Source organism: Bradyrhizobium sp. 61, from assembly GCF_023073075.1.
Classification (GTDB): domain Bacteria; phylum Pseudomonadota; class Alphaproteobacteria; order Rhizobiales; family Xanthobacteraceae; genus Bradyrhizobium; species Bradyrhizobium barranii.
The window spans coordinates 76,404-101,926 of the sequence record NZ_JADPIU010000011.1 but is presented as its reverse complement, the minus strand read 5'-3'; the positions used below and the strand labels follow the sequence as shown (position 1 = coordinate 101,926).

At 62.5% G+C, this 25,523-nt stretch carries 23 protein-coding genes and 2 pseudogenes; 13 read left to right on the top strand and 12 right to left on the bottom strand.

The features are described 5' to 3' along the window. Nucleotides 1–54: 54 nt before the first annotated feature. From IVB46_RS05405 to IVB46_RS05390, 4 genes are read left to right on the top strand one after another with little or no spacing between them, the layout of a single operon-like run. On the top strand, nt 55–972 hold the full coding sequence (locus IVB46_RS05405; protein ID WP_247302878.1) for an ABC transporter permease: 918 nt from the start codon (nt 55–57) through the stop codon (nt 970–972). A 1-nt stretch (nt 973) separates the two neighbouring features. Beyond that, entirely contained in the window at nt 974–1,873 is a 900-nt protein-coding gene (locus IVB46_RS05400) for an ABC transporter permease (protein ID WP_247302876.1), read from the top strand. After that, on the top strand, nt 1,762–3,618 hold the full coding sequence (locus IVB46_RS05395) for an ABC transporter ATP-binding protein (RefSeq protein WP_247303101.1): 1,857 nt from the start codon (nt 1,762–1,764) through the stop codon (nt 3,616–3,618). Before IVB46_RS05400 ends, IVB46_RS05395 begins: the two co-directional genes overlap by 112 nt. Beyond that, entirely contained in the window at nt 3,615–4,991 is a 1,377-nt protein-coding gene (locus tag IVB46_RS05390) for an NtaA/DmoA family FMN-dependent monooxygenase (RefSeq protein WP_247302874.1), read from the top strand. Before IVB46_RS05395 ends, IVB46_RS05390 begins: the two co-directional genes overlap by 4 nt. Before the next feature lie 111 nt (nt 4,992–5,102). Here IVB46_RS05390 and IVB46_RS05385 read toward each other — a convergent pair whose 3' ends face one another. Further along, on the bottom strand, nt 5,103–5,792 hold the full coding sequence (locus IVB46_RS05385) for a 2-phosphosulfolactate phosphatase (protein WP_247302872.1): 690 nt from the start codon (nt 5,790–5,792) through the stop codon (nt 5,103–5,105). Nucleotides 5,793–5,893: 101 nt separating this feature from the next. Here IVB46_RS05385 and IVB46_RS05380 point away from each other — a divergent pair, with 101 nt between their 5' ends. Further along, a complete protein-coding gene (locus IVB46_RS05380; RefSeq protein ID WP_247302869.1) occupies nt 5,894–6,343 on the top strand; it encodes a GNAT family N-acetyltransferase in 450 nt (149 codons plus the stop codon). Nucleotides 6,344–6,388: 45 nt separating this feature from the next. On the opposite strand, the gene IVB46_RS05375 is transcribed toward IVB46_RS05380, so the two are convergent. Next, nucleotides 6,389–7,039 (bottom strand): uridine kinase, encoded by a 651-nt coding sequence (locus tag IVB46_RS05375; protein WP_247302867.1) that lies wholly within the window; start codon nt 7,037–7,039, stop codon nt 6,389–6,391. A gap of 60 nt (nt 7,040–7,099) precedes the next feature. Next, nucleotides 7,100–8,023: a transcriptional regulator GcvA gene (gcvA, locus tag IVB46_RS05370; RefSeq protein WP_247302864.1), complete on the bottom strand. Its 924-nt coding sequence runs from the start codon at nt 8,021–8,023 to the stop codon at nt 7,100–7,102. A 149-nt stretch (nt 8,024–8,172) separates the two neighbouring features. Here gcvA and IVB46_RS05365 point away from each other — a divergent pair, with 149 nt between their 5' ends. The 4 genes and pseudogenes from IVB46_RS05365 to IVB46_RS05355 all read left to right on the top strand — a co-directional run. Continuing rightward, nucleotides 8,173–9,393: an MFS transporter gene (locus IVB46_RS05365; RefSeq protein WP_247302862.1), complete on the top strand. Its 1,221-nt coding sequence runs from the start codon at nt 8,173–8,175 to the stop codon at nt 9,391–9,393. Between the two features lie 117 nt (nt 9,394–9,510). Further along, the gene (locus IVB46_RS05360) at nt 9,511–10,272 is read left to right on the top strand and encodes a glucose 1-dehydrogenase (RefSeq protein WP_247302860.1); all 762 of its coding nucleotides are present in this window, start codon (nt 9,511–9,513) and stop codon (nt 10,270–10,272) included. Nucleotides 10,273–10,289: 17 nt separating this feature from the next. Beyond that, nucleotides 10,290–10,481, top strand: a pseudogene (locus tag IVB46_RS45050) (alpha/beta fold hydrolase); the annotation flags it as partial. A gap of 76 nt (nt 10,482–10,557) precedes the next feature. After that, a pseudogene (locus IVB46_RS05355) lies at nt 10,558–10,665 on the top strand (sulfonate ABC transporter substrate-binding protein); the annotation flags it as partial. A gap of 23 nt (nt 10,666–10,688) precedes the next feature. Here IVB46_RS05355 and IVB46_RS05350 read toward each other — a convergent pair. The 5 genes from IVB46_RS05350 to IVB46_RS05330 form a co-directional block, all read right to left on the bottom strand. Beyond that, the gene (locus IVB46_RS05350; protein WP_247302858.1) at nt 10,689–11,207 is read right to left on the bottom strand and encodes a nuclear transport factor 2 family protein; all 519 of its coding nucleotides are present in this window, start codon (nt 11,205–11,207) and stop codon (nt 10,689–10,691) included. Between the two features lie 325 nt (nt 11,208–11,532). After that, nucleotides 11,533–12,882 carry an LLM class flavin-dependent oxidoreductase gene (locus IVB46_RS05345; protein WP_247302856.1) on the bottom strand — a complete coding sequence of 450 codons (1,350 nt, stop codon included), beginning with the start codon at nt 12,880–12,882 and terminating at the stop codon, nt 11,533–11,535. A gap of 23 nt (nt 12,883–12,905) precedes the next feature. Further along, the gene (locus IVB46_RS05340; protein WP_247302854.1) at nt 12,906–13,652 is read right to left on the bottom strand and encodes an ABC transporter ATP-binding protein; all 747 of its coding nucleotides are present in this window, start codon (nt 13,650–13,652) and stop codon (nt 12,906–12,908) included. Next, on the bottom strand, nt 13,649–14,515 hold the full coding sequence (locus tag IVB46_RS05335) for an ABC transporter permease (RefSeq protein ID WP_247302852.1): 867 nt from the start codon (nt 14,513–14,515) through the stop codon (nt 13,649–13,651). Before IVB46_RS05335 ends, IVB46_RS05340 begins: the two co-directional genes overlap by 4 nt. A 3-nt stretch (nt 14,516–14,518) precedes the next feature. After that, entirely contained in the window at nt 14,519–15,751 is a 1,233-nt protein-coding gene (locus IVB46_RS05330; RefSeq protein WP_247302850.1) for a PhnD/SsuA/transferrin family substrate-binding protein, read from the bottom strand. A 173-nt stretch (nt 15,752–15,924) separates the two neighbouring features. On the opposite strand from IVB46_RS05330, the gene IVB46_RS05325 reads away from it, so the two are divergent. From IVB46_RS05325 to IVB46_RS05310, 4 genes are all read left to right on the top strand, one after another. Beyond that, nucleotides 15,925–16,950: an amino acid ABC transporter substrate-binding protein gene (locus tag IVB46_RS05325; RefSeq protein ID WP_247302847.1), complete on the top strand. Its 1,026-nt coding sequence runs from the start codon at nt 15,925–15,927 to the stop codon at nt 16,948–16,950. A gap of 5 nt (nt 16,951–16,955) precedes the next feature. Then, a complete protein-coding gene (locus IVB46_RS05320) occupies nt 16,956–18,983 on the top strand; it encodes an ABC transporter permease subunit (protein ID WP_247302845.1) in 2,028 nt (675 codons plus the stop codon). 201 nt (nt 18,984–19,184) lie between these two features. Next, nucleotides 19,185–20,996, top strand: a complete 1,812-nt coding sequence (locus IVB46_RS05315; RefSeq protein WP_247302843.1) for a twin-arginine translocation pathway signal protein — start codon at nt 19,185–19,187, stop codon at nt 20,994–20,996. Nucleotides 20,997–21,172: 176 nt separating this feature from the next. Then, on the top strand, nt 21,173–21,505 hold the full coding sequence (locus IVB46_RS05310; protein ID WP_247302841.1) for a tautomerase family protein: 333 nt from the start codon (nt 21,173–21,175) through the stop codon (nt 21,503–21,505). Nucleotides 21,506–21,779: 274 nt separating this feature from the next. Here the strand turns inward: IVB46_RS05310 and IVB46_RS05305 are convergent, their stop codons facing one another. The 4 genes from IVB46_RS05305 to IVB46_RS05290 all read right to left on the bottom strand — a co-directional run bounded on the left by IVB46_RS05305 (nt 21,780) and on the right by IVB46_RS05290 (nt 25,185). Next, on the bottom strand, nt 21,780–22,289 hold the full coding sequence (locus tag IVB46_RS05305) for an Lrp/AsnC family transcriptional regulator (RefSeq protein WP_247302839.1): 510 nt from the start codon (nt 22,287–22,289) through the stop codon (nt 21,780–21,782). A gap of 355 nt (nt 22,290–22,644) precedes the next feature. Beyond that, complete coding sequence (locus IVB46_RS05300) at nt 22,645–23,397, bottom strand: ABC transporter ATP-binding protein (protein WP_247302837.1); 753 nt, start codon at nt 23,395–23,397, stop codon at nt 22,645–22,647. Then, entirely contained in the window at nt 23,385–24,137 is a 753-nt protein-coding gene (locus IVB46_RS05295) for an ABC transporter permease (RefSeq protein WP_247302835.1), read from the bottom strand. The genes IVB46_RS05300 and IVB46_RS05295 overlap by 13 nt, the downstream gene beginning before the upstream one ends. A gap of 31 nt (nt 24,138–24,168) precedes the next feature. Further along, entirely contained in the window at nt 24,169–25,185 is a 1,017-nt protein-coding gene (locus tag IVB46_RS05290) for an ABC transporter substrate-binding protein (RefSeq protein WP_247302833.1), read from the bottom strand. Nucleotides 25,186–25,523: the final 338 nt, after the last annotated feature.

Below are 25,523 nucleotides of genomic sequence, written 5' to 3'. Positions count from 1 at the left end.
ATTCACGAACGCCCGGCAAGCGCCGCCAGTGCCTGGGGGAGCAGGCCCGGCCGCGTGGCGCGCCGCTTGGTGGGGGCGATCGCCGTATTCTGGGCGGTGGCGAGCTTCACGTTCTGTATTCAGGCGCTGCTGCCCGGTGACCGTGCCGAGCTCATGCTCAACGTCGCGGCGGGGACTTTCACCCAACCGACCGCGGCCGAGCTCGCGAAGGTCAATGCGAAATACGGCTTCGATGCGCCGGTAGCCGTGCAATATCTGCGCTATCTCGGCGGCCTGGCGCGTGGCGATCTCGGCGAATCCTATCAGGCGCACCGGCCGGTGCTGTCCATCATCATCGAGCAGGTCCCGCCGACGATCGAACTCACGCTGTCGGCACTTGCCTTGGCCTGGATCATCGCAATCCTTTTGACGGTACCGACCGCCGGCCGGCGCGACCCGTTCTCGCGCGCAGTCGCGTCCTTTCAGATTGCGGCCGCCGTGTCGCCTCCGTATTGGATCGGCACGATCCTGCTGGTGGTGTTTGCCCTGAAGCTGCGGTGGCTGCCGGTTGAGAGCGGCACCGGACCGATTGGCCTCGTGCTGCCGGCGCTTGCGCTCGCGATCCCGCTCTCGGGCTTCATCGGCCAGATCATCCGCGAGGAGTTTTCGCGCGTTCTCGACCAACCCTTCGTGACCTCGGCGAGAATGCGCGGCATGAGCGATCTCAGCGTCAGATTGTTTCACGTGCTGCGCCATGCGGTGCTGCCGGGCATCACATTGTCCGGGTGGGCGCTCGGCGCACTGTTTTCGGGCGCGGCCGTGATCGAGACTGTGTTTGCGAGGCCGGGTCTCGGTGGACTGCTGGTGACGGCGACCTCCGCCCGGGATGTCCCGCTCGTCACCGGGATCATCGTCGCGTCGGCCGGCATGTACATCATCGCCAATCAGCTCGTCGATCTCGCTTATCCCATCATCGATCCGCGGCTGAAGTGACATGACCAGCACAAGTGACTTCATTTCCGACCGCGCATTCCTGCCGTCCCAGCTATGGCGTGGCGTTGCCAATGTCACCGTGCTCGCCCGCAGTGTGCCCAGCAGCGTCTATCTGGCGGCCGCGATCATCCTTCTTTATGTCCTTGCAGCGCTGGCGCCGACGCTGCTTCAGACCCATGCGCCGTTCCGCACCGATCTCAACGCCACGCTCCAGTCGCCGTCGTTCGCGCATCTGTTTGGCACCGACCAGTCCGGCCGCGATCTCTATTCGCGCGTGATCGAAGGCACACGCCAGTCGCTTGCGATCGGCGTCGGCGCCACGACGCTGAGCATGACGCTCGCCTTGATCTTCGGCGTCTCGGCAGGACTCGCCGGTGGTGCCGTGGACGGCACGATCAGCCGCTTCCTCGAAGTGCTGTTCGCCTTTCCCAATCTGTTTCTCGGCCTGCTGCTGATCACGGTGTTCGAGGCGACGACGACGACACTCATCATCGCCGTCGGCGTAGGCACCGCGCCGGGCTATGCACGGATGATCCGCGGCCAGTTCCTGACCGTGAAGCACGCAGGCTACGTCGAAGCGGCGCGTGCGCTCGGCCACTCCTACTGGCGTATCGTGCGCCGCCATATCTTTCCGAACGCTATGCGGCCGCTGGTTGCGATGATCACGCTTGGGCTGGGGCAGTCGATCGTATGGGCTTCGAGCCTGGCGTTTCTCGGGCTCGGCGTTGCGCCGCCATCGCCGGAATGGGGCGCGCTGCTCGACGGGGGCCGTCAATATGTGACGCGTGCGTGGTGGCTCGAGGTGATGCCGGGGCTCGCGATCATCGTCTTTGCTCTGGCCGTTACGGCGATCGGCCGCTATTTGCAGCAACGCCTCGAAGGACGGGCGAGGGCGCTGTGACGATCATCCCCGCGCCGGCCGCATTCGTCGCCGCCGATGGTTCCGTTGGTTCAGCCGCCGTCCCGCTGCTGGAGGTCGAGAACCTCAAAGTGTCGTTCGGTCGCGGGCCGCACCAGGTGGATGCCGTAAAGGGAGTCTCGTTCAAGCTCGAGCAGGGGCGTTGTCTCGCCATCGTCGGCGAGTCCGGCTCGGGGAAGAGTGTGACCGCGCGCAGCCTGGTCGGCCTGCCAGGCCTCGGCGGCATAGTTCACGCAGATCGCCTGGCCTTCGCCGGTCGCGAACTCAACAATCTGAGCAATCGGGCGTGGCGGGCTTTCAGGGGAAAGGACATCGGCTTCGTGCTCCAGGATGCGCTGGTGTCGCTTGATCCGCTGCGTCCGGTCGGCGCGGAGATCGCCGAAGGCCTGCGCCTGCATGGCGAGCTGCGTTCGCGCACTGAGCGCGAGCGCCGCGTCGTCGACCTGCTCAAGCTCGTCGGCGTACCGGATCCGGAGTTGAAAGCGCGCCAATTGCCGCAGCAGCTCTCCGGCGGCCAGCGCCAGCGCGCGCTGATCGCGTCCGCGCTCTCGCTCGATCCGCGGCTCCTGATTGCCGACGAGCCGACCACCGCGCTCGACGTGACCATCCAGGCGCAAGTGCTGGCGCTGCTCGAGGAGACACGCGCGCGCGGCAAGGCGCTGATCCTGATCAGCCATGACCTCGCCGTGGTGTCCCGCATGGCGGACGAAGTGCTGGTCATGCGCGACGGCGAAGTGGTCGAACGCGGACCCGCGGCGCAGATCTTCGGGGATCCGCGCCACGACTATACGCGCCGGCTGATCGACGCCATTCCGTCGGCCCATTCACGCGGCAGCCGGCTCGCGCCGTCATCCACGCCGCGATTCAATCCAAGCCAGGTGGATCACGAGGCGCAACGTTCCGCTGGCGGACAGGCACCTGACGTCCTGCTGCGGGCCGATGGTCTGGTGAAGCGCTTCAGGGGACCGGACGGTACCCAGCATACCGCTGTCGATGACGTCTCGTTCGAACTGCGCCGCGGCGAGACGCTTGGAATTGTCGGCGAATCCGGTTCCGGCAAATCGACCGTGGCGCGTCTTGCCATGGCGCTGGAGGCGCCGGACGAAGGCGTAGTCGAATTGCTCGGAGAGAGTTGGAGTGCATTGCCGGAGACCAAGCGCCGCGGCAACCGGCGCGCTATCTCGATCGTCTACCAGGATCCGCTGAGCTCGTTCGACCCGCGCTGGACGGTGGCGCAGATCGTGGACGACGCACTGCCCGATGACGAGCCCGACCGGCGCGGCCGGATTGCCGAGCTGTTCGCGCTGGTGGGCTTTCCGGCTTCGCTCGCGCACCGCCGGCCGCTCGAACTGTCCGGCGGGCAGCGCCAACGGCTGGCGATCGCGCGCGCCGTGGCGCCGCGGCCGCGCGTGATCGTCTGCGACGAACCGGTATCCGCACTCGACGTGTCGATCCAGGCGCAGGTGCTTGATCTGCTCGGCGATCTCAAGGCGACGCTCGGCGTCAGCTATCTCTTCATTTCGCATGACCTCGGCGTCGTGCACCACATCAGCGACCGGGTGCTCGTGATGAACCAGGGCCGCGTCGTCGAAAGCGGCGAGGCGGATGAGATATTCCTCAATCCGCGCGCCGAATACACCAAACGTCTGGTCGCCGCCGTCCCACGTCTTGTGCGCGGCGGGGCGGACAGGCGTCCGTCTGGCCGCGTCGAGGAGACCCACGCATGAGTGCGCTGCATTTCAATGCCTTTGTCATGAACACCGTCTCGCATATCCAGCACGGGCTGTGGCGCCATCCCGACGCGCGGCAGGCGGACTTCGAGGACGTCAACGTCTGGATCGATCTGGCCAAAACGCTGGAGGCCGGGCTCTTCGACGCGATCTTCTTCGCCGACGTCGTTGGGGTCTACGGACCGGTCGGCGGCGACTACACGGTGAATGCGCGCGAAGGCCTCCAGATCCCGACCAATGATCCGTCGGTGCTGCTCTCCGCGCTCGCCGTCAATACAGAGCATCTCGGTCTCGCCTTTACGAGTTCGGTCCTGCAGGCCCACCCGTTCGAATTCGCGCGTCGCGCCTCGACACTCGACCATATCAGCAAGGGCCGCGTGGCCTGGAACATCGTCACCTCGACCCAGGAGAGCGCCGCCCGCAATTTCGGGCTCGACCGGCTGACCGCGCATGACGAGCGTTATGAGTGGGCGGACGAATATCTCGAGGTCGTGTTCAAGCTGTGGGAAGGCTCGTGGGACGACGGCGCGCTGCTGAAGGATCGCACGCGCGGCATCTTCTCCGATGCCCGACTGATCCACCGGATCAACCATGTCGGTAAGCGCTACCGCGTGGATGGGCCGCATCTGCCGTCGCCATCGCCCCAGCGCACGCCGCTGCTGTTCCAGGCGGGATCGTCAACGGCCGGCCGGGCCTTCGCAGCGCGCAACGCCGAGGCGCAGTTCATTTCGACGCCGAACCCGCGCACCGCCGCCGAGCTGATCACGGAGACGCGCGACCTTGCCGAACGCGCCGGGCGGCGGCGCGACGACATCAAATTCTTCCAGGGTTTTGCCTTCGTGATCGGTAGCACCGAGGAGGAAGCGAAGCGCAAGGAGGCCGAGCTCGACAGCTATGTCAGCATCGACGGCTTCCTCGCCCATTCCAATCTCGGCGTGTCCCAGGATGACGGCCGGCCGTATCCGCCGGAGACGCTGCTGAGGGATATCGAGACCAATGGTGGTCGCAGCCACATCGAATGGCTGCGCAAGCGCGAGCCCGGCCGCGAGCCGACCGTCGGTGATCTCGGCCGCCTCGTCGCCCAGCGCCACCCGCGGCTGGTCGGAACGCCGGAGCAGATCGCGGATGCGCTCACCGAATGGCAGCAGGCCGGTATAGACGGCGTCAATTTGATCAACTGGACCATCCCGGGCTCCTATCAGGAATTCAATGCGCATCTGCTTCCCGAGCTGCAGCGGAGGGGCCTCGCCAAGCGCGAATATGCAAAGGGCAGCTTGCGCAAGAAGCTGTTCGGGCACGACCGGCTCGACGAGCGCCATCCGGCCGCGCGCTGGCGCGGGGCCTTCACGCCGCGTCTGGCGGCGGAGTGAGGCGGTCCGAAGCAGCATAGGATCTGCTGTAGAGGCGTCAGAGGACTTCGACGCCGCGCCCTTTTCGACTAGCGCTTTCGACCCATAGGTGACGTCGTTAAAACGCGACCATCAGACCAGCTCTTTCCGCGCGATCAATCGGCCGCCCTCACGGGAAATGAGCACCGCAAAATCATAGCGGTCGATTTCGAGAGCGATATCGAGGTCGGCGGGATGCAAATGGGGCTTGGCCGGATCGTGGAAGGCGGGGATCTGCGGCCCTGCCAGGATGACGTCGCGCGTTCCAGACGGACTGCCAAGTCGGCCCTGTAACAGGTTGCGCAGATGAATGGCGCAGAGTTCATCCTCGTCTGAGCGCCGAGCGCCATCGAGACCCATCGCCACCAGCGTTACATCTGGGGGTGCTTGTCTAAGAATGGCGCGTGTGGTCGCTCCAGCGGTGAGTAACGATCCGGCATAGAGGCGGGTCGCCCGCTTGGCGGCCACGATGCCCTGCGTGCCGGCACTGGTACGCTGAATAATGGTTCGGCCTTCGAGGTCTGCCTCTGATACCTCGAATGGGGAGTTGCCGAGATCAAAGCCGGGTGGTGCTCGCCCCCCGACCTCGCCCATGCAGAGTTCTCCGACGCCTGCGGCACGCAACCGGAGAGCCTCCTCGACATCACGAACCATGACGATCTTCGTTGCCCCATTTGCAAGCGCAACTGCGGCCGTCGTGAAGGCGCGGAAAACATCAATGATGACAGCCACGCCAACGGCGCGGTCGGCACCTGCTATCAGGCTATCAATTTGAATGTTCAATTCATCACCTCAAATTCGATATCGACTTTTACAGCAAACACTGGCCGGCTGATCACTACCCCCTTAAAGTCCCTGGCCTTATCGATCCCAGGATTTACTGAATGAACGAAGCCATCATTCGATCTGCCACGCAACACGATCTTCCCAAGGTGTTGAACCTTTACCAACACCTCCATCCGAATGAGCCTCCGCTAAAGGCCGCCAAAGCTGAACACGTTTGGACGACTTTGCTTGGATCTAACTTCGTGACGGTGATCGTGGCCCAAACAGCAGAATTGCTCGTATCTTCATGCACTCTCGCAATCGTGCCTAACCTTTCTCGGGGCGGTAGATCATATGGGGTGATTGAAAATGTGGTCACTCACGCTCAGTATCGTAAGTTGGGACTTGGCCGACGGGTTCTTGCTCACGCGCTCGATATTGCAGTGCGAGCCGATTGCTACAAGGTCCATTTGGCGACAGGTTCGAAGCGGGAGACGACGCTGCGATTCTACGAGGGCGCCGGCTTTCATCGTGGAGGGAAAACCTACTTTGAAGTACGCCGCTCCTAACGTGCAGTGCTGTGGACGTGAAAAGGGCTCGCGCGCCCGAACCGCTTAGTTGATGATCGAGGGAGCTGAAAGGTCGTTGTAATCGATTAAGATCGTGGCCTTCGTTTCCGGCTGGCAGCTACGAAAGTAAAGTTGCTGCCCCTCAACATAGCGTCGGTTCGACGGAGCGGCAGGGTCGGGGGATGAGCCATCTCGCACAGCACACCGCGCAACGGACACAGCAAAGTCTGTTCGGAGGAAGATTGAAGCGTCCCAATGGGCGAGAAGTTCGGGCCGATGCAGAAAGATGCCGTCTAACAGCAAGATGGAAGACGGAGGTGCCTCCAGATCATTGGCAGGCACAATGTCATCGCTCACATGATCGAAGAATGCCCGGCGGTAGCGACGGGAACCCCCGGGGCTTAGTGGGTCCAGCAGGTATCGCTTCAGCGCTGAGTAGTTATAGGAGTCCTCAAAAAAACCTTCCGGTGAATGCCGCCCTCGCTGGTATCTATCGGCCTTGGGATTGTGAAACCCGTCTACTGATGCTCGAATGACAGGGCGCCCTTTAGCCAAGACGAAGCTTCCGAGTTCATCGGCGAATGTGGTCTTTCCGGCCCCGTCGACGCCGTCGATAGCGACGCGGACCGTCCGATCTGGCGACGTCGCGATAAGGCGATTTGCCAATTCGAAAAGTAATTGCTTTCTCGGTTCCATCTGGATGCTTGAACCTACAGCGAAGCGGCCCACTTCCGCAACTGTGAAGGGTTTCGGAGCCTAGTTGCTGATGAGATCGCGCCCCTGCTGCTCGAGCCAATCGCAGAACACTGCGATATGTGGATCGGTCCGCCGCGCTTCCGGCAGATAGGCGAAGTAACTTCGCGCCGGCAGGCTGATGTCCGGAAATGGCGTTGTCAATCGCCCGGCTGCGAGGTCGTTAGCGACCAACGCGGTTGGGCCCATCGCCACTCCGAGCCCGTCGATCGCCGCCTGTATAGTCAGGTAGAAATGATCGAAGCTTAAAGACGCTTCGGGGCGAAGGGCAGGCTCTCCGGCTTCGGCCAACCAATCGCGCCACAATCGGGGCATCGAAGTGGTGTGAAGGAGCGTATGGCGAGACAAATCACGGACGCCGGTCAGAGGAGCCTGATCCAGGATAGTCGGACTGCATACCGGCAGCCGCCTCTCACCGAAGAGGAAACGAGAGGTGTGGCCAGGAAAGGTATCTGGTCCACCTCTGATCACGACGTCGAATGACTCCGCCAGTTCGTCGATCGTCTCGTTCGATGTACTCAAACGCACCTCGATGTCGGGATGCTCCTTACGAAAAGCGCCCATCCGTGGCAACAGCCAGCGCAAACTGAAGGTCGCGAGTGCGTTCACATGCAGCGCAATGGATGGCGTGTCATGTCGTCTGGTTCGATGCTGCTGCACGGCAGCCGAAATACGATCGAGCGCCGGTCCGAACTCAGCCAGCAGCGCCGCACCGGCAGGCGTCAGCACGACCCGACGGACCGAGCGCCGAAAAAGCGCCGGTGCACCCAACCAGTCTTCCAGGAGACGGATCTGTTGACTGACGGCACCATGGGTCACGCTGAGCTCGGCAGCCGCTTCCTTCAGACTGCCGAGACGGGCGGCAGCTTCGAAGGCGCGGACCGAATTCAGCGGCGGCAGACTACGTCGCGGGACAAAATTGGCCATGAATAGAAATTCTAACCCATAGTCCAAATATTACTGATTTGTGTCAGCCGCAAGCCTGGTTCACAATGATTTTGATGATGCGACGCACGCCACCCCTGCTTCTGGCATGCCAAGCTTTAGATTTTCTACAATCGTCCAGAGCGCTTCGGATGATCCACCTTGCTCCCCCCTCGGCGGCTCTCGAGAAGCGGACACGTGCCGCGCGAACGCTTGCACTGACCGGCCTCAATCACGCCCTGCACGACGGCTTCACCGACGCGATCTACGTGCTACTGCCGATCTGGCAGACTGAATTCGCGCTCAGCTACAGCGTACTCGCGATCTTTCGGGGCCTGTATTCCGGCGTCATGGCTTTTCTACAGATCCCGTCAGGGTATCTGGCGGAGCGGATCGACGCCAAATTCATTCTCTGTTGTGGCACGGCACTCTCGGCATTGGGCTACGCTCTTGCAGGTGGCTCCGGCGGCATCATTGGGTTGAGCTCTGCGCTGGCGTTGGCAGGCGCAGGTTCGAGCACCCAACACCCGCTGGCCTCCGCAGCAATCTCACGCACCTATGGACGCGCTGCGCGCGGGCCACTTGGTGTTTACAATTTCACGGGCGATCTCGGAAAAGCGGCAATCCCGGCGCTGTTGTCCGTGCTGCTCGTCAGCACCGCCTGGCGACACGCCGTATTCGCTCTTGCCGCCGTCGGCATCGCAGTATCCATCGCAATGGCTGTGTGGATGCCGGCCGTCGGCAAGCGGCATGAAGCAGATTCGAAGGAACGGTCCCGCCAAGCGGGTCGAGGTCGGGGTGGCTTTTATTGGCTGCTGGCGATCGGGATGCTCGATAGCGCGGTCAGAATGGGATTCCTCACTTTCTTGCCGTTTCTTCTGATTGGGAAAGGAGCAACGCTTCCTACCAGAGGTCTTGCTCTGGCGCTTGTCTTCATCGGTGGGGCTGCTGGTAAGTACGCTTGCGGCTGGCTCGGCGAAAGGGTCGGCACACGACAGACCGTCCTCTTCACCGAGATTGCTACTGCTCTTCTGATTTTCGGCGTCCTGTTTCTGCCGCTTGTCCCGGCCATTGTGCTTCTGCCGGCGTTGGGAGTGATGCTCAACGGCACATCGTCGGTGCTGTATGGCACCGTTCCCGAATTGACCTCGCCGCATCGCACCGAGCGTGCATTTGCCTTGTTCTATACCGGCACCATCGGCGCGGGCGCCGGGGCCCCTGTTCTCTATGGCTTCCTCGGCGACGGGTTCGGACCCGCGGCAGCAACAATCGCGACCGCGATGACGGCGATGGCGATCTGCCCGTTCATGATCGCACTCTCGAGGCACCTGAGCGAGGTCGAAGTCGCTACCAAGTCGCATCCGTCCGGATAAGAGGAATGACGCTGCTCGCCTTCGCCCGCGTCATGGATGGCTCGCCGTTGCTTGCGGGTTTTGCCAAAAGCCAATGTCGGTAGATGAGTTTCCTTCGTCAAACAGCAGGTTCGTTACATGAATACCATCTCGCAGGCGCCACTCATCCTGATCACGGGCGGAAGTCGTGGCGTCGGCGCGGCGACTGCGCGGCTTGCAGCCGCACAGGGCTACAACGTCGCGATCAGTTACGTCGCGAACGAACCTGCCGCCCTTGCGGTGGCAGCTGATGTCGAAGCGGCAGGGCGCAGGGCTTTGACCGTGCGCGCCGATAGTGCAGATCCTGAGCAAGTCGCTCAATTGTTTGCAGCGATCGACCAGGAGTTCGGCCGGATCGACGTATTGGTGAACAACGCGGCGATGCTGGCGCGGCAATCTCGGCTGGAGGATCTCGATTTCGAGCGAATGCAGCGTATCTTCGCTGTCAACTCGATCGGGCCTATCCTCTGTTCGCAGCACGCTTTGAAACGGATGTCTCATCGTCACAACGGGCGGGGCGGCGTCGTGATTAACATCTCCTCGGCATCAGCGCGGCTCGGCAGCCCAGGCGAATATGTCGACTACGCCGCATCGAAGGGCGCGCTCGAGACCTTCACGACCGGTTTCGCAAAAGAAGTCGCCCGGGACGGAATACGCGTCAACTGCGTTCGCCCCGGGCACATCTACACGGACATGCACGCCAGCGGTGGAGAGCCGGGACGGGTGGATCGCGTCAAGGACTCGATCCCCATGGGCAGAGGCGGTCAACCCGAAGAGGTTGCGCGGGCAATCCTGTGGCTCGCAAGCGCCGAGGCTTCCTTCGTCACCGGCACGTTTCTCGACGTCACCGGCGGCAAGTGAGCAAAGGGACGGCAACGATGCCGACGATTCAAACCAGTTTGCTCGAGATCGCCTACCGGGACGACGGCCTCCGGGACGCCCCGGTGGTTTTGCTTCTTCACGGCTGGCCCGACGATTCATCCACTTGGGATGCGATCATCCCGAGCTTGAACGATGCGGGATTGCGCGCAATCGCGCTCACCACGCGCGGCTTCGGCAGGACACGCTTCCTGTCGCCCGATACGCCGCGCACCGGCAACGCGGCTATGCTGGCCATCGACGCGATCGAGATGCTGGACGGCCTTGGACATCGTGCCGACCTATCTGGCGCCAGCGGACGCGACCGCCGCCTTCAACGGCGGTACGATTGATGCTTGGGTGGTGTGGGACCCGTTCTACGCGATCGCTCAGGAGCGGTGGCGTACCCCAGGGAGATCTCACGTGTCCTTCAGGAAAAGGGGATCGATCTCCATCGATGGAGGGGCCGCGGCACTCATGAATACGGGCTGGAGCGTGTGTGATTTGAACCGCCACGCATTGTCTTCGTCGAGCACGCACTCATTGATCAGGTCTGCCACCATCATGGGAGGATTTGACTGGCGCGTGGATGGATAAGTCAGGCCGCCGTAGAAGACGACGATGCCAAGCACGGTCGCGGAGCGTTCGCTGCTCGACGCGACGTGCAGATTGGTGATCAGGTGACGCACCGCCTTCACACCGCTGATCGCCAGTCGATCCACCGCCTTCTCGCCGATTTGGCTGGCGCGCCACTCATAAAATGCCCGGATCTCCTCACGTCCTTCAAATCGGTTGTGGCCCACGATCTTCACGCCGTCCGGCGTGAAGAAGTCATGGGCCGTGCGCCCATCGTTGAAGTCGACGTCGTACCAGTATTTCACTTCGAGGCGATGAAGAGCATGCCAGAGCAGGAGGTCGTCGTGAGGCGTCATTGGCATCCAGACTACTCCGGAGAGTTGGCCGCCCGCTGCCAGCCTTTATGCTTCAGCGGAACCGATGGAACGCGAATGGTCTCTTGGGAAGTTCGCGGGGGTGTCCCACCACCACGAGATAGCGCCGCTTTCGACCGATTTTGCGGAGCGGCTGGTTGTGGCCCGCTGTGTCCCGATAATGGCATCATGCCGGTGTTTTGCCCGACGTGTCAAACGGCTTTGCCCGGTGCGATGTCACGCGCGAATTCCCGCTCGCGCAAGTCATTGATCCGACAAGCGTCGGCTACTGTGCATGGGGTTGTTTTCGCCAATTTTGTTCGGACGCCAGTTTTTACGCCGAGCGCTGCTGCTGCTTTGGGCTATCGAAACGACTCGGCACCGGATCAAGGCCAAGCCTGTCGCGCAGCGTGCCGTCGCGATACTCGCTTCGGAACAGGCCGCGCTTGCGCAGCAGCGGCACGACTTGCTCGGTGAAGACGGCGAACTGTGTCGGCAGGATCGGCGGCATGACGTTGAATCCGTCAGCTGCGCCCGACACGAACCAATCCTCGATGATGTCGGCGATCTGTTCGGGCGTTCCCGTCGCGGTGAAATGACCGCGTGCGCCGGCAAGGCTATGCAGCAGGCGACGCAGCGTCGGCCGCTCGCGGGCAACGTAGGCCGTGATCAGCTGCGCGCGGCTGCGCGAGGCCTCAACCTGCGACGGATCCGGGAAATCGTCGGCAGAGAGCACCTGATCGAGCTTCAGGTGCGAAAAATCATGACCGCCGAACCGGTTCGACAAGCGAGACAGCCCGACGCTGGGATGCGCCAGCTCGTTCAGCTCCTCCCATACCCGCTGCGCCTCGGCCTCGGTCGATCCGATCGCGGCGCTGATCCCAGGCAGGATGACGATTTGGTCCGGTCGCCGTCCCAGCGCGCGGGCCTGCGTCTTGATATCGGAATAGAACGCGAGGGCGCTCTCCTTCTGGAGGTGCGCGGTGAAGATGGCTTCTGCATAGCGCGCGGCGAAGGCGCGGCCATCCGTGGAGGCGCCGGCCTGGACGAACACCGGCCGTCCCTGCGGCGAGCGCGGCACGTTGAGGGCCCCCGCAACCGAGAAATTCTTGCCGCGATGTTCGGCGCGCTGGATCCGGTCGGTGCGGGCATAGACGCCGGCCTCGCGATCGTCGCGGATGGCGTCTTTCGCCCAACTGTCCCACAGCTTTGAGACCACCTCGACGAATTCATGGGCGCGCTCGTAGCGCTGATCGATGCCGGCTTGCTGTTCCTGTCCGAAATTCGCTGCCGCGGCCGGCGCCCAGGAGGTCACAATGTTCCAGCCGATACGCCCGCCACTGAGATGATCGAGCGAGGCGAACTGCCGCGCGAGGTTGTAGGGCTCGCTGTAGGTCGTCGATGCAGTCGCGATCAGCCCGATCCGCTGCGTGAGCGCGGCAAGGGCGCCAAGAAGCGTCAGCGGCTCGAGTTCGCCGCGTACGGCATGTTCGATATCCGCTCCAAGCGCCACATGATCGGCGAAAAAGACCGAATCCAGCTTCGCCGCCTCCGCCGCCAGCGCGAGATTGCGGTAGTGGGCCAGATCGGTGGGGGCCCGCCGCGCCGAGTCCGTGTGGCGCCAGGCCGCCTCATGATGTCCGCGGCCATGAATGAAGAGATTGAGATGCAGTTCGCGAGCCATGAGGTTTGTCCTGTCGATGACGATCAGACGGTGTCGAAAACGCCGAGTGCGGCGAGCAATCCGTTGCGCAGATCGTCGAAACGATGATCCCTGGTGCGCGGATGGGGAAGAGCGATAGGTCCGTCAACGACGATGCGACCGTTCTCCATGACGAGGATACGGTCGGCGAGCTTGATCGCCTCGTCGACGTCATGCGTGACGAGCAGCACGGTCGGCCGCTGTTGCCGGATCAGCTGGAACAGCAATTCGTGCATCTTGAGGCGTGTCAGCGCGTCGAGCGCGCCGAAGGGCTCATCGGCGAGCAACAGATGCGGGCTGCGCACCAGGGAGCGCGCCAGCGCCACGCGCTGCTGCTCGCCGCCCGAGAGCGCGTTCGGCCAGGAATCTTCGCGCCCGGCGAGTCCGACGTCAGCCAGCGCCTTGCGCCCGCGTTCGTCGGCATCCGCCGCGCGGAAGCCAAAGACGACGTTTTGGAGTACGGTTTTCCATGGCAGCAGGCGCGAGTCCTGAAACAGGACCGATCGATCGTCAGGAACCGAGATCGAGCCTTCACCATCAACGTCGTCGTCAAGGCCGGCAATGGCGCGCAGCAACGTGCTCTTGCCCGAGCCGCTCTTGCCGATGAGTGCCACGAATTCACCCGGCGCGAGATCGAGCGATACGGCATCGAGGACGGTACGGTTGGCGAAACGGCGGGTCACACCACTGAGGCTGACGGCCGGACGAGGATCTGTTTGCGGGGGCTTGAGGGAATGGATCGAGGCGCTCATGATGCGAGCGCCTTGCGGTAGGACAGGGCCTTGCGCTCCCAGAGCCGAACAGCGAAATCGGAGCCCAGGCCCAGCGCGGCATAGATCACGAGGCCGACGACGATGATGTCGGTCTGGCCGTAATCCCGGGCGCGATTCATCAGGTAGCCGATGCCCTCCGTGGTGTTGATCTGTTCGAGCACCACGAGAGAAGTCCAACATGTGGTCACGGCGAGCCTGAGCCCGGTGAAGAATCCCGGTAGCGCACCTGGAAGCGCGACTTCGCGCAGGAACGCTGCACGCGACAGCCTCACGCTGCGGGCCAACTCGATGTAGCGTGCGTCTATTCCCCTGAGCGCTGCATGCGTGTTGATGTAGACCGGTATCAGCACACTCGATGCGATCAGTGCGATCTTCATGGTTTCGCCGATGCCGAGCCATAGGATCGTCAACGGGATCAGCGCCAGGGTCGGAATGGCACGCTTGACCTGGACGAGGCCGTCGATCGACGCCTCGCCGATACGGCTGAGACCGGCGGCAAGCGCCAGCGCGAGGCCGACCGCCACACCGATGCCAAGCCCGAGATAGGCTCGTCTGGCCGAGGCGAGAAAGTGATCGACGAGCGTGCCGGAGACCAATAGCTTGAAGCCGGTGAGCAGGGCGGTTGACGGCGCCGCCAGGAACTTTGGTGAGATCCAGCCGCCTGTTGACGCGAGTTCCCACAGGACGATCAGCACCACAGGTCCGAACAGAATGCCTGCATTCGGCAACCGAGCTGGCGCAAGCCTGGGCAGTCGGCCGCCTTTGGCGCCGGATGATCGCACCCTTCGCGGCTCTCCTGAAACGTAGACGGGCAGCCGCAGATCATCGGCTCGATCCGTCATGATTCAATTCGTCTTGCTGACAACGTCGTCGAAACGCAGGTCGAACTCGTCCCGTGCGTCGAGCCGCTTCGGCAGGTCGCCAGCCTCGAAAATCACGTCGATCAGGGCCTGCTGCCTGGAGATCAGGCTTGTGAGTGAAGGAAAATCATGGATGCCTTCAGCCTCGACGATCTTGCGCCCGTCGGCCTGCTTCAGGTTTTGCTTCTTGACGTAATAGGCGTCGACCCAAGCATCGACATTCTTGTTCGACCAGCGGTTCGCTTCGATCCAGGCGGCCACGAACTCGCGGATCGCCGCCGCCTTGGCGGGATCGTCAAGCGCCTTCTTGCTGGCATAGAGGTAAGTCAGGCTCTTTGGCAGCCGGTCGTTCTGCGCCTTCGGAATCGAGCTGGCGCCACGGTCGGCAAAATCAGCGAGATAGCGCGAAAAGTGCGGCTCGTTCAGCGAGGCGACGTCGACCTGGCCCGACCGAATCGCATCGGGGAAGTCGGATGCTCGCAGCGGCACGAGGTGGACATCCTTCCTTGTGAGGCCGGCAAGCTTCAACGCATTGAGCACGAAGGGTTGGCGTCCAGTGCCTTCGCCATACGCAATGCTCTTGCCGCGCAATTGCTCGAGTGTGTCGATCTTCAAGCCCGGGCGCACCGCAAAGAAGTAGTCCGTTTCCGAAGAAGTTCGGGCTGCGACGATCGGAATCTGCTCGCCGGCGGCGTGGGCCTGGATAGGAGGCGTGTTGCCGACGGTGGCAAGGTCGAGCGCACCGGCCCGGAATGCTTCGAGAATAGCCGGCCCGCCGAGGAAATTGGCATAGGTGATTGTGCCCGAAAGCTTCTCCGCCGCGCCGGAGGCACGCATCAGCGTTTGAAGTCCCTCGTTCTGGTCGGCGACGACGAGCTTTGTGCCTGAGGACACCTTCTGCGTCGTCTGTCCCATAGCTGTGCCTGAGGCCAACACCGTGACGGACAGCAGGAGAAACCACGTCGAGAGCGCCCGATGCATCAGCATGGATCGTCTTGCAGATGATGGCACGATCGACATGCTCGCTCCTCGTTCCGGCGATGGCCGCTCTGGTCTCTCGGAAAAGGGCACAGCCAACCAATACTGGTGAGAAATCGTTTTGTTAGTCAAACGAATGCTGTTTTCATTGTCCGCGTGGTGAGCGAAGAGTCTTCTCCTCGATGGGGTAAATTGGAGAACATTGATTTTGTGGAACGAGAGATGCTGTTGATCGGCCACGCGGTGTCCCTCGGAAATCTGGTATACGCCCGTGGCGGATGAAGCTTTGCGTCCGCCATTGGCGCAGAATTTCCTCCTGGGTTTGCGTCATTTTTTGAAAGCACTCTCTTGCTTCCCCATCGTAGAGATCAATCAAGTTCCACGACGTCTCTCTCCAACTTTCGGATTCCAAGATGATACTGAAGAGCATCGTCGCAGCTGCGACGATCCTGATTTCCGCTACGATCGTGACCGAAGCTGCGGCTGGTCCGACCGTCGATCGTATCAAGACCCGCGGCGAGCTGGCTTGTGGTGTTTCACAGGGATCGGCCGGCCTGTCATTGCCGGATGGACAGGGGCGGTGGAGTGGGCTCGATGTGGATTACTGCCGCGCATTGGCCGCCGCCGTCCTGGGTGACGCGTCAAAGGTGCGGTTCGTTCCCTTGAGCTCGCAGCAACGCTTTGCCGTCTTGCAAGCGGGTGAGGTCGACGTGCTGTCGCGCAACACCACCTGGACTTCCAGCCGCGATGCGTCGCTCGGGATTCTGTTTGTCGGCACGATCTTTTATGACGGCCAGGCCTTCATGGTGCCGAAGAAGCTCGGCGTCACCAAATCGACCGAACTCAATGGCGCGACCGTCTGCGTTCAGCCGGGGACGGTGAATGAGCAAAATCTGGTCGACTATTTCCACGCCAACAAGCTGACCTTCAAATCGGTGGTGATCGAAAGCCTGCCGGAGCTCGAAGGCGCCTTCTATGCGGGACGCTGCGACGTCTATCTGTCGGATGCCTCGACCCTGTCGGCCAGCCGGGCAGCGCGCGCGTCTTCGCCCGACGATTTCGTGATCCTGCCCGAACGCATCACCAAGTCCCCGCTGTCGCCGGCGGTGCGCGCCGACGACGCCAATTGGTTTGCCATTGCGCGCTGGACCCTCAATCTGCTGATCGAAGCGGAGGAACTCGGCGTCACCAGCGCCAATGTCGAGGTGCAGAAGAAGAGCGAGAGTCCCGCGATCCAGCGCCTGCTGGGGGTGACGCCCGGGATCGGCAAGAACTTCGGGCTGGAGGATGTCTGGGGGGCGCGGGTGATCGCCGCCGTCGGCAATTACGGCGAGATTTTTGAGCGCAATCTTGGGCCCAAGACCGCCCTGCGTCTTGCCCGCGGCCAAAACGCGCTATGGCGCGATGGTGGCCTGCTTTATTCGCCGCCGTTCCAATAGGAAACATGTCGACGACGTCGATGGCACGCGGCCGGTCCACGACGAGCATCCCCGGCCGTGCAATTGTCGTCATCGCGATCGGTCTAGGCGTGGCGGCAGGCTGGTTCGTCCTGTCGGCGGCGCTGGCGGTGCGGGGGATCGCGACCGGCTTCGACTTCCTGTGGCGGCCGGCGGGCTTCCAGATCTCGGAGGCCCTGTTTGCGGTCGCGCCTTCCGACCCGATCTTCGTCACCTTGGCGGCTGGATTGGCGAACACCCTGCTGGTGGTGCTGGTCGCAAGTCCCCTGGCGTTGTTCATCGGCGTTGTCGTGGGCCTGCTGCGGGCGAGTCCCAGCGCGCGGGTCGTGCGACTGGCCGGGATCTATGTCCAGCCGTTGCGCAATACCCCGGTCATCCTCCAGTTGTTCCTGTGGTACGGGCTGCTGATCCGCTACCTGCCGGCACCGCGCCAGGCAATGGAATTGCTGCCCGGGGTCTTTCTCAGCAGCCGCGGTCTGGCCATCCCGGCCGTTTTGCCTCACGCACCCTTCCTCGAGTGGCCGGTCTTGCGAGGTTTCAACTTCATCGGCGGATGGACGCTCTCACCTGAGCTGTTGGCGCTGATCGGCGGGTTGGCGCTGTTCCATGGCGCATCGCTCGCGGAAGTCGTGCGCGCCGGCATCCAGGCCGTGCCGATCGGGCAGGGAGAAGCGGCGCGCGCACTGGGGCTCGGCCGTCTGAAGAGCGTCTTTCTGGTCGTGCTGCCTCAGGCCCGGAGGTTGGCAGTGCCCGCTGCCGCCTCCCAATTGCTGATCCTTGCGAAGAACAGCACGCTGGCCGTCGCCATCGGCTATCCCGATTTGGTGTCGGTGGCCAACACGGTGATCAATCAGACCGGTCGCGCGATCGAGGGGACAGCGATCATCCTGAGCGTGTTCCTTGTGCTCAATCTGTCGCTCGGCGCTGTCGTCGAACGCTACAATGTATTTTGGGCCGGACGCGGCATGGCGGCGAGCGCGGAGAGTGGCCGCGCGACAACCAAGGTGCAGCATGTCACCTGGCTTGACGCGATGCTGCTGGCAGTTGTGCTGGCCGCGAGCTGGCCTTTGCTGCGTTGGGGCATCGTCGAGGCGGTGTGGACAGGGACGCCTGCTGACTGCCGCGCGGCGCATGGAGCGTGCTGGTCGCTGCTGGCGGAGAAAGGGCGGCTGATGATGTTCGGCGCCTATCCGGCGAATGAGATCACCCGACCCGTGGTGGCGACGATGATCTTCCTGGGATTGACGCTGTGGAGCTTGCTCGATACGGGGCGGCATTGGCGGCTGATTGCGGCAGGCTGGGGCATCGGCACGCTCGCCGCCATCGCGATCATGGGCGGCGGCGTCTTCGGTCTTCGGGTTGTCAGTCCGCTGGATTGGGGTGGGGTGCCGCTAACCATTGGCTTGTCCGTGCTGTCGTTCACCCTTGCTTTGCCGCTCGGCATGCTGCTCGCCCTGGCGCGAACATCGGACCGACCGGGTGTGCGAAATGTTGCGGTTGCGGTGATCGAGATGCTGCGCAGCCTGCCGCTGGTGAGCTTGTTGTTCGCGGTTGCCGTCATTCTGCCGCTGCTTGTGCCCGGGGAAGCGCCGGGCGGAAAGCTCGCGCGGTGCTTGCTGGCTCTCACGCTGTTGATGGCGGCCTATCTGGCAGAGGTCTTTCGCGGTGGCATTCAGGCGATCCCCACAGGCGAACTGGATGCCGCCCGCGCTCTCGGCCTCGGCTATTGGCGGACGCAGCAATTGGTGATCTGGCCACAAGTCTTTCGGCTCTGTTCGGCACCACTGGTCAATACTTTCATCGGCGGCTTCAAGGACACGTCGCTGGTTCTGGTGATCGGGTTGCTCGATGTGTTCGCCGCGACCAAGGCGGCCCTTGCCGATCCTGAATGGAGATTGTTCTCCACCGAAGCCTATCTGGCTCTGGGCGCGATCTACTTCACTGCCTGCTATGCGATGTCGCGTTATGCAGCTCATCTCGAACGCGAAAAAGTATCAGGTGCGGCGAGCAGCTGATCTGCGTCAATCCCTGACACGCTCGTTTCGAGGCGGTTGAGTGAAACTCTTCGCGCAACATCGCATTTGCAAAATAGAGCCATCGCCTCACCTCGAATTATAGTGAGGAAAAATTATGGACAGATTTTGCGTCGCACCTTTACGCTTAGCGTGCATGTGGAGCCGCATTTGCGGAGCACATAAGCGAAAGCGGAGCCGGAAATGTCTGACAGGGTTTCACGAGACGACGTCCCCACAACCAGCGCCGCGCGACGGAAGCAGAGCGGCGACGGTGCACAACACGGTACGCGCCGCGAATTTATTGGCGCCAGCGCCGCTGCGGCAGCCCTTGCTGTAGCGGGGCCTGCGCTTGCCAAGGAAAAGCCGGCTGGTACTTCCGACCGGTCGCAAGCGTCTGCCACCAGTTACGACGAAGGCTTCCGCCGCCGCGCGGTGGAGTTGCGGCAAAAGCTCGCGCGCGATGTCGCCAGCACGCCGATTCCGCCGCATCCTCACAACGGCGATCAACAGCGCTATACCAATGCGATTGGCTCGGATACCCGCGGTCTGCCGCATGACGAGCGCGGTGAGGTCAATGCCGACGCATGGCGTCTGGCGAACGTGGCGTTTTCCACGCGTAGCCCTGCTGACTTCGAGAAGATCCCGCTCGGTGGAACGCGCAAGCTCGTCAATCCCGTCGGCACCCTGGCCGTCAGTCTTGACGGTCTCAACGCGTCGCAGTTCCAATTGCCGGCGGCGCCGGCCCTCGCCAGTCCCGCGCGGGCGGCTGATGCGGTCGAGATCTACTGGCAATCCCTGCTGAGGGACGTGCCGTTCACGGAGTACAACGATGAGACCTCCAACCCCGATATCCATGCTGCGGTTGACGAGCTCAACCGCGTCGCGGCCTTCCAGGGACCGAAAGCTAACGGCCGCGTCACGCCCCAGACGCTGTTTCGCGGCAGTGTTACCTATGTCGATCCGGCCGACCCGAGCGGTGCGACCCCGCGATGGGTGACGCCTCCAGGCGTGATCGATGGTCCGCTGGTTTCGCAATTTCTGTATCGGGACGTTCCGCTCGGCAATCAGAGCCTCTCCGCGAAAATCCGCGCCTATGCGCCGACGTCGAATTTCCTGACGAAGTACGACGAATGGCTGAACGTCCAGAACGGCAATGCGCCGCGAGATCGCATTGCCTACGAACCGACAGCGCGCTACATCTCAAACGGGCGCGATCTCGGTGCTTACGCGCACACGGCGCAGGCGTTCAATTTCATCGCCAATCAACTTTTGAGCGCGCCGGAGTTTGCCGCCGACCCGGCCTATGGCGGGATCTATCCGGCGAACAAGCCAGCGACAGCTTCAGCAGATCCGTATCTGCGCTCGAAGACCCAGGGCGGCGCGTCAGGGACATTTGGCGCGGCCTATTATCAATCGATCATTGCGCTGGCTTCTTCGCTCGCGATACGGATCAACTATTACCAGAAATGGTACGAGCAGCGGATCGTGCGTCCCGAGGCCTTCTCCGGACTGGTGCACCACCGCCTCGCGAGCAAGGTCACCGACTATCCGATTCACGAAAGCTTGCTCGGCTCGCAAGCGCTGGAGCGAAGCCGCAACAAGAATGGCACGTTCCTGCTTGGTCACATTTTCCCCGAGGGAGCGCCGCTTCACTCGTCCTATCCGGGAGGCGCCGCGATCATTGCGGCGGTCACCGTGACCTTGCTGAAGGCGTTCTATGACGAGAGCCGGGAGTTTCCGAACCCGCTTCAGCCCGATCCGAGGGATCCGGCGCGACTGGTTCCATACAGGGGGCCGCCGCTCACGGTTGGGGGCGAATTGAACAAGCTCGCGCTGAACTACTCCGGTGGCCGGACCTGGGGCGGCATCCACTGGCGCTCCGACGCCGCGGCATCCTTTCCACAAGGAGAGAATCTCGCAATCAGCCTGCTGCGCGAGCAAAGGGCCACGTTTGCCGAGCCGTTCGACGGATTCAGCTTCACCCGGTTCGACGGCTCTAAGATCACGGTCTGAGGAAGTGAACCCTGGCTTGCTTAAGTGCCGAGGTTGCGGCGAAAGACGTGACAGGGGAGCGTGCGTGGGCAATCATTGCGCTCGATATGTTCAGTTGGCCTCAATGTCTAGAGAGTATCCCAATGCCAAGCACACGAATCACGACGGGCCTCTGGGCACGAAACCGGGAGCAAGAGGTGATCGAGAGCGTTCAATCGGCGCTTCTCTCGGCGCTCAGGATACCCGATTACGATCGCGATATCGTTCTGGATATTTGTGACGTCGGCGCCCGGATCATTCCGACCGGCCGTTCGGACTACTATGTGCGCGTCGAGGTGGCGTTGTTCTCTGGGCGGTCGATTGAAGCGAAACGCCTGCTGTACGAGACCATCGTCGCGAACCTGACCGCGCTCGGCGTGCCCGCGACGGAGATCAAGATCATCCTATTCGAAGTGCCGGCGGAGAATTGGGGATTGAGAGGTGGCCATCCCGCGTCGCAGATCGATCTCGGCTTCAAGATTGACGTTTGAGCATAGCGCACATGATCCTGGCCCATGGCCGTAATTGTCAGGGCTGGCGTTAGGCTCCAGGCGTCGGCATGTCGTCGTGGAAGGTGCGCCCACCGACGATGGTGAGGCCGCAGCGCAGGTCTTTGATCTCCGTCACTGGAATGTGGTCGGATCATCGGAAAGAACAGCAAGACCTGCATTCCACGTCATCGGAAATCGCGAGAAAGCCTTTTCCGCTCGGGGATTGATCAGAGGTGGTTCGACATCTGGCGAACTCGCTCGAAGCGTGGGATTCTCATTCGACTGTCGCATTCGGGATGGGCAGAGCTGTGATCGACTTGATCTTTTCCATCGCAAATCGCGAAGTGACGTTCTTGAGCGGTACGGCGTGGACCAGCTTCTTGTAGAACACGTCGTAGCTCTGCATGTCGGGGATGACGACGCGTAGCATATAGTCGACATCGCCGGCCATCCGATAGAATTCCATCACTTCTGGCATCGCGCTGACCGCATCGGCAAAACGTTTGAGCCAGTCATCCGAGTGATCGGAGCTCTCCACCGATACGAATACCGAGAGGCCCAGGCCAATCTTGTTCTGATCAACCAGCGCGACGCGCTTTGTAATGACGCCATCGGCTTCAAGCCGCTGGATGCGCTTCCAGGAGGGCGTCGACGACAGGCCGACCCGGTCGCCGATCTCAGCAACAGACAACGAAGCGTCCTGTTGGAGTATCGTCAGAATATTGCGATCGACGGTATCGAGGCGGCGGCTGGTGTCAGGGAACTGCAGCACAGCGTCGGTCATGTACAGAACCCTTGTTTCGTGGAGGATAACGCCGACACCTGATCGGAATGTCGTAGCGAGACGGCGTAACGGATGTTCACTCCAGGTGGAGCGGGAGGCGAGAACATTCCAAGGCTATCACGCTCGACCCGGGATTGAACATCGAAGCCCGGCGTGCATGTTCAGTTTAGTTGGATCGCACTGATGCCGCGGCACGTGCCAGTGGAAAATTCCATCTCGTTATCTTGCCGAGGACGATTTCAATGGTGGGGACCTTGATCCAGAGTATGCCGTCCGACGCGGGGCTCCTTGCCCAGCCAGAGCATTGAGGTCGCGCGCGACAGGCGCCGCCGGTGGGTGCGAAACCCGGGGTCGGCTATCTCTCGTCGTCGCCGAGAATCCCACGCAGGCGCGTGATGAGTTCGCGGTTCGCTGGATCGTCGCGGCGCCGTGGCCGGGGCGTGTCGATCGAAATCGAAGCGGCAAGGCGTCCGGGCTTGCCGGTGATCGCAACGACTTCGTCGGCGAGATAGACCGCCTCGGTGATCGAATGGGTCACGAAGATGATGGTCTTGTGGGTCGCGGCGTGAATGCGTGCGAGCTCATCCTGCAATGCTTCGCGGGTGAGGGCGTCCACAGCGGCGAACGGTTCGTCCATCAGCAGGATGTTGGGATCGACCGCGAGCGCGCGGGCCAATGCCACGCGTTGACGCTGTCCACCGGACATTTCGTGCGGGTACCTCTTCTCGAAACCGGGCAGACCGACAAGCGCGAGCGCGGTCCTCGCCATTTCGTGGCGTTCCTTGGCGCTGACCTTGCCGTGCTCGAGACCGAAACCAACGTTTGAAATGATCGTGCGCCACGGCAGCAGGCGTGCATCCTGGAACACCAGCGCGACCGGGAGCCTGAAATCCTCCGGGCGCGCGTTCACCATGACTTCGCCGGTATTCGGCGAAAGCAAACCCGGGATCACGCGCAGCAGGGTGGATTTGCCGACGCCGGAGGGACCGAGTACGGCGACGAAGCGGCCGGGTGCGATGTCGAGGCTGAGATCGCGAAGCACTTCGGCTCGCTCGCCGTCGCGCGCGAATGTCAGCCCGATGCTGCGCAGCGAGATTATCGCTTCCATCGGAGCACCCAGGCTTGAAGCGCCACGAAGGATGTGTCGATCAGGCCATAGAGGGCAGCCATGGTCGCCATGTAAACGACAACGATGTCGCTCGCCAGCAGGTTGGACGCCTGCATCATGCGTTGGCCGAGACCGGGCACGCCGAATATCTCGGACGCCACCACCGCCATCCAGGCCTGGCCGAGCGCCGTGCGCACGCCGATCAGGATGCCAGGCGCCGCCGCCGGCAGGATGACCTTGGTCAGCTTCTGGCGCGCGCTGCGGAATCCGAACGCGTCTGCGACTTCAATCAGGTCACGGTCGACGGCATGTACCGAGCCGAGTGCTGCGAAATAGCAGATCCAGAACACGCCGGTCGAGATGATGAAGATGGCGGCCGACGGATCGATGCCGAACCAGAGGATTGCGAACGGCACCCAGGCGAGACCGGGGATTGGCCTCAGGATGCGCACGACCCAGGAGAGCAGGGATTCGAGCGTGACCGACATGCCGGTGGCAACGCCGAGTGCGATCCCCAGCAGGCTTCCGATCAGGAGCCCTGACAGGTAATTGCGAAGGCTGGTGAGCAGGCTCGAGAACCAGATGCCGCTGGTGAACTCGCGCCAGAACGCGCGCGGCAACGCGCTCGGCGGCGGCAGCACCGAGGCCGGCACGATCTGGAGCGCGGGCAGCGCTTCCCACAAGGCGAGGAAAGCGAAGAAACCCAGCGCTCCCAGGATCAGTGATCGCGTTCGTGTCACCTGCGTATTCGTGCTCTAATGCAAGCCGCGGCTAGTTGGCGGCAGCGCGGTTGTAGACGTCGAAGGCGAACAGGCCCTCGAGCGATTCCGCCTTTTGCAGCGCGCCGATCTTGACCTGGTAGTACTGCAGCTTTTTGGTCGAGTCCTCGATGCGGCGCGGGTCCGAAGTGAACTGCGTCTGCGGTGACTTCAGCGCCTCCAGCAGAATGTCATCGGGGACGAGGCCGTTGCCGAATGCCGCCCCGACATGCTTCACGGCTTTCTCGGGATGCTCCTTCAGCAGCGCGGTGGCGCGGATGACCGAACGCACGAGGCCGTCCACCGCCTGCGGATTCTTGTCCGCGAAGGGGCCCATCACCGCGACGACGACGCCGGGGAAATTCGGGAACATGTCATTGCCCGTTGCGACCAGCTTGATGGCCGCGTTCTGCTTGCGGATGATGGCGAGCGCGGGCTCGCGCACCGAACCGCCTTCGACCGCGTTGGTGACGATGGCGCGCTGGGTCGCGTCGATGCCCATCTCGACGATCTGCACGTCGGCCTTGTCTGCCTTCACGACTTCCCACAGCCAATGCTGCAAGGCTGTATTGGGGCCCGAACCGATCGGCTGGGTCGCCAGCTTGACGGGACGGCCGTTCTTTTCGCGGAAGGCCTTGAACGCCGCGGCGGCGTCCTTGCCTTCGATCTGGGGGGAGAAGGCTGCGCTTGTGGCAAATCCCATCTCCTCGACGACGGTCGCGGCAACGATGCGCACGTCGATTCCCTTCGAGCGGGCCACCAGCAGCGGTGCAAGGCCGGCGACGTAGACGTCGAGCGTGCCGGACTGCAAGGCCTGGATCATGTTCGGTCCGGACTCAAAGGTGCTGGTGTTGAGCGTCAATCCGGCCTGCTTGATCCATCCTTCGCCCTCGGCGACGAAGATCTGAGCCGCGCCCATCACCGGGATGAAGCCGACCCGCAGCGGCTGCTGCGCCTGGGCGGAGGTGGACGGCCCGAACGCAACACAAGCCGCGGTCACGGCAGCCAATAGGGTAGATACGACGCGCATCGTCATCCTTCCGAAGCGTGAGGGGAAATTGGCCTCTCTTTTCGGGTTTTGGCCACATTTGGTCCATTGCGTAGTTTGTCGCGGCTGAGAATGAAACGATTTCCGGTACTCATAATGAGAGAAAAATGTCCCCTCCATGTATGTTCATGGAGGATGGAAGGTAGAATTTGAGGCTCGCCGACGAGATCAGTCTGCGATAGCGCGGTGGGAGCAGGGCTTCTGCTGGCCGGGCTCGCTTCGGACCCCCTGTCTTCCATTGCAGGATTAGGTGAGGCAGCCAGCATCGACTCGCGAATCGTCTCGTGCGTTTGAACCGCGTTGCGGGACGTCTAGATCTT

What these genes read in the sequence shown, in the direction of transcription:
- IVB46_RS05400 (WP_247302876.1), top strand. Translation starts at nt 974, where the DNA reads ATGACCAGCACAAGTGACTTCATTTCCGACCGCGCATTCCTGCCGTCC.
- IVB46_RS05390 (WP_247302874.1), top strand. Translation starts at nt 3,615, where the DNA reads ATGAGTGCGCTGCATTTCAATGCCTTTGTCATGAACACCGTCTCGCAT.
- IVB46_RS05380 (WP_247302869.1), top strand. Translation starts at nt 5,894, where the DNA reads ATGAACGAAGCCATCATTCGATCTGCCACGCAACACGATCTTCCCAAG.
- IVB46_RS05375 (WP_247302867.1), bottom strand. Translation starts at nt 7,039, where the DNA reads ATGGAACCGAGAAAGCAATTACTTTTCGAATTGGCAAATCGCCTTATC.
- gcvA (WP_247302864.1), bottom strand. Translation starts at nt 8,023, where the DNA reads ATGGCCAATTTTGTCCCGCGACGTAGTCTGCCGCCGCTGAATTCGGTC.
- IVB46_RS05365 (WP_247302862.1), top strand. Translation starts at nt 8,173, where the DNA reads ATGATCCACCTTGCTCCCCCCTCGGCGGCTCTCGAGAAGCGGACACGT.
- IVB46_RS05360 (WP_247302860.1), top strand. Translation starts at nt 9,511, where the DNA reads ATGAATACCATCTCGCAGGCGCCACTCATCCTGATCACGGGCGGAAGT.
- IVB46_RS05350 (WP_247302858.1), bottom strand. Translation starts at nt 11,207, where the DNA reads ATGCCAATGACGCCTCACGACGACCTCCTGCTCTGGCATGCTCTTCAT.
- IVB46_RS05345 (WP_247302856.1), bottom strand. Translation starts at nt 12,882, where the DNA reads ATGGCTCGCGAACTGCATCTCAATCTCTTCATTCATGGCCGCGGACAT.
- IVB46_RS05340 (WP_247302854.1), bottom strand. Translation starts at nt 13,652, where the DNA reads ATGAGCGCCTCGATCCATTCCCTCAAGCCCCCGCAAACAGATCCTCGT.
- IVB46_RS05335 (WP_247302852.1), bottom strand. Translation starts at nt 14,515, where the DNA reads ATGACGGATCGAGCCGATGATCTGCGGCTGCCCGTCTACGTTTCAGGA.
- IVB46_RS05325 (WP_247302847.1), top strand. Translation starts at nt 15,925, where the DNA reads ATGATACTGAAGAGCATCGTCGCAGCTGCGACGATCCTGATTTCCGCT.
- IVB46_RS05320 (WP_247302845.1), top strand. Translation starts at nt 16,956, where the DNA reads ATGTCGACGACGTCGATGGCACGCGGCCGGTCCACGACGAGCATCCCC.
- IVB46_RS05315 (WP_247302843.1), top strand. Translation starts at nt 19,185, where the DNA reads ATGTCTGACAGGGTTTCACGAGACGACGTCCCCACAACCAGCGCCGCG.
- IVB46_RS05305 (WP_247302839.1), bottom strand. Translation starts at nt 22,289, where the DNA reads ATGACCGACGCTGTGCTGCAGTTCCCTGACACCAGCCGCCGCCTCGAT.
- IVB46_RS05300 (WP_247302837.1), bottom strand. Translation starts at nt 23,397, where the DNA reads ATGGAAGCGATAATCTCGCTGCGCAGCATCGGGCTGACATTCGCGCGC.
- IVB46_RS05290 (WP_247302833.1), bottom strand. Translation starts at nt 25,185, where the DNA reads ATGCGCGTCGTATCTACCCTATTGGCTGCCGTGACCGCGGCTTGTGTT.